Origin of the sequence: Polaromonas sp., assembly GCF_029945895.1 — a bacterium.
Lineage (GTDB): Bacteria > Pseudomonadota > Gammaproteobacteria > Burkholderiales > Burkholderiaceae_C > Polaromonas.
Genome location: NZ_JAQSDL010000056.1, coordinates 1 through 2,716, shown reverse-complemented (window position 1 = coordinate 2,716; position 2,716 = coordinate 1). Strand labels below are relative to the sequence as shown.

Annotated in this window: 4 protein-coding genes; 1 reads left to right on the top strand and 3 read right to left on the bottom strand. The window is 63.6% G+C overall.

From position 1 onward, the window contains the following. On the top strand, positions 1–317 hold a 317-nt coding region (locus tag PSV33_RS07455; RefSeq protein ID WP_300560278.1), incomplete at its 5' end, for a YgjP-like metallopeptidase domain-containing protein. Between the two features lie 80 nt (positions 318–397). On the opposite strand, the gene nagZ is transcribed toward PSV33_RS07455, so the two are convergent. The 3 genes from nagZ to PSV33_RS07440 are packed head-to-tail and all read right to left on the bottom strand — an operon-like array spanning position 398 to position 2,700. After that, the gene (gene nagZ, locus PSV33_RS07450; protein WP_300560276.1) at positions 398–1,456 is read right to left on the bottom strand and encodes a beta-N-acetylhexosaminidase; all 1,059 of its coding nucleotides are present in this window, start codon (positions 1,454–1,456) and stop codon (positions 398–400) included. Between the two features lie 57 nt (positions 1,457–1,513). Continuing rightward, positions 1,514–1,912 carry a holo-ACP synthase gene (acpS, locus tag PSV33_RS07445; RefSeq protein WP_300560275.1) on the bottom strand — a complete coding sequence of 133 codons (399 nt, stop codon included), beginning with the start codon at positions 1,910–1,912 and terminating at the stop codon, positions 1,514–1,516. Beyond that, positions 1,909–2,700, bottom strand: a complete 792-nt coding sequence (locus PSV33_RS07440) for a pyridoxine 5'-phosphate synthase (RefSeq protein ID WP_300560274.1) — start codon at positions 2,698–2,700, stop codon at positions 1,909–1,911. Before PSV33_RS07440 ends, acpS begins: the two co-directional genes overlap by 4 nt. Positions 2,701–2,716 lie beyond the last annotated feature (16 nt).

Here is a 2,716-nt window from a genome sequence, read left to right as displayed (position 1 = left end):
TGGCCTTTGACAGCAAGCTGCAGGTGATTGCCCATGCGCTGGGCACCCACACCACGGTGTCGCGCGTGCAGGGCAGCAAGCTCAAGTCCAAACGCGAGATCCGCGTGGCCAGCCTGTTCAAGGAGGTGCCGATCGAGTTTTTGCGCATGATCACGGTGCACGAGCTCGCGCACCTGAAGGAAAAGGCGCACGACAAGGCCTTCTACCAGCTCTGCACCTACATGGAGCCGGACTACCACCAGTTTGAGCTGGATTTGCGCCTGTACCTGACCCACATGGCCGCCGGCGGGCAAGCGCCGTGGCCGGTAAGTCGCTGAGCAGGCGCTGTTTGCTATTTATTTGATAGCTATCTGCGCACACGCCATATGGGCTGGTGCTCGAAAAGGCTCAAAAAAACTCAGGGAACCAGCCCGAGCGCGTGCATGTAGGCCGGGTGCAGCATCAGCGCGTCCCAGTCGATGGCAGGTGTGTTGGGCAGCAGGTCCAGACGGCGTCCCTCGCTGGCTTCGAGCGGCTCCCACTGCTGCCGGAGTTGGCCCTGGGTGAGCCCGTCGAGCAGCTCGTCCACTTCCTGGCCCTCACCCACCGACTGGTTGCACAGCAGCACCATGTCGCAGCCGGCGTTGAGCGCGGCCATTGCCGCCTCGGTGTAGCTGACCTGCTTGCCGTCGAGCAGGCGGGCACCGGCCATGCTGAGGTCGTCGCTGAAAATCGCGCCGCCAAAACCGAGCTGGCCGCGCAGGATGTAGGTCAGCCACTTCTCGGAAAACCCGGCCGGGCGCGCATCGACCTTGGGGTAGATCACATGCGCCGGCATCACGCTGGTCAGCGTGGTGTTGAGCCATTCATAAGGCGCGGCGTCGTCTGCCAGGATGGCCTTGAGGCTGCGCCTGTCCACCGGGATGTCGGTGTGCGAATCGGCTTTGACAAAGCCGTGGCCGGGGAAGTGTTTGCCGCAGTTGGCCATGCCGCTTTGCAGCAGGCCGTGCATCAGGCTTTTGGCCAGCAGGCCGACGACACGCGGGTCACGCGCAAAGGCGCGGTCGCCGATGACGCTGCTTTCACCATGGTCAAGGTCCAGCACCGGCGTGAAGCTGAAATCCACGCCGCAGGCGCGCAGCTCGGCGCCCAGCACGTAGCCGCAGGCAGTGGCGGCATTGGTCGCGGTCATCGCGTCTTTCAGCCACAACTCGCCCAGCGCACGCATGGGCGGCAGGTGGGTGAAACCGTCGGTTCTGAAGCGCTGCACGCGGCCGCCTTCGTGGTCCACGCAGATCAGCAGGTCTTTGCGAATCTTCCTGATCTCGCTGCAAAGGGCCGTGAGCTGCGCCCGGTTCTCCCAGTTGCGGGCGAACAAAATGATGCCGCCCGTCAGCGGATGTTTGAGGCGGCGTTTGTCGGTTTTGCTCAAGGTCAGGCCGGCAATGTCGATGATCAGGGGGGCGTGTTGGCTCATGGTGGATTTTCTGATTTACTATTAATTTGATAGCTGATTGCGCTGATACAGATTGGGCTAAGCCGTGTTTTTCTCTACAACCACAAAGCTGGCGGCGTAGTCGGTCTCGTCGGTCACGCTGACATGGGCGGTCAGGCCTTTCGCCTCGAACCATTCCTTGAGCGCGCCGTGCAGAACAATTTCGGGCTTGCCGCTGGCGGCCTTGGCGATTTCGCAGTGGCGCCAGGTCATGGGCAAACGCATGCCCATGCCGACGGCCTTGCTGAACGCTTCCTTGGCGGAAAAGCGCGTGGCCAGGTAACGCAGGCCGCGCTCGGGCCAGCGTGCGCTGCGGGCTTGCCAGGTGGCGAACTCGGCGTCGCTGAGGATCTTCTGCGCAAAACGCTCGCCATGCCGCTCGAAGCTGGCACGCACCCGGCGCACGTCGCAGATGTCGGTGCCAATGCCGTAAATCATCCGGCAAATGCGTTGTCGATGCAGCGCAGGTAAGCGGCGATCGTGGCGCCGTAGCCCAGTTCCAGCGCGTCGGCAATCAGCGCATGGCCAATCGACACTTCCAGCACGCCGGGCACCGCCTGCAGGAACGCCGTGAGGTTGTCGCGGTTCAGGTCGTGGCCGGCGTTGACTCCTAATTTGATAGCTTCCGCCGCGCGTCCCGCAAGGACAAATGGCTCCAAAGCCTTGTCCTGTTCAGGCGTGCCCCAGGCCCGCGCATAAGTCTCGGTGTACAGCTCCACCCGGTCGGCGCCAACGGCCTTGGCGGCCGCCATGGCTTCGGACAGCGGGTCCATGAACAGGCTGACGCGCACGCCCCGGTCGTGGGCTTCTTCAATCAACGGTTTCAAACGGGCCGCATCCTGGGGAAAGCTCCAGCCATGGTCGCTCGTGAACTGGCCTTCGCTGTCGGGCACAAAAGTGCACTGGTGCAGCGGCAAGCCGCGCGCCGACAGGTTGCGCACAAACTCCATCAGGTTCTGCAGCGGGTTGCCTTCGACATTGAACTCGCGGTCCGGCCAGTCCTTCATTAGGGCGGCCAGCTCGTAGACATCGTCCTTGCGGATGTGCCGTTCGTCGGGCCGCGGATGCACCGTGATGCCCTGGGCGCCTGCCTCCAGGCACAGCTCGGCGGCCCGCAGCACATCGGGGATGCACAGGTGCCGGGTGTTGCGCAGCAAGGCGACCTTGTTGACGTTGACCGACAGGGCGGTGCGGTGACGGGGAGCGGGGGCGTGTACAGGAGCCATGGTGGGCATTGATCCG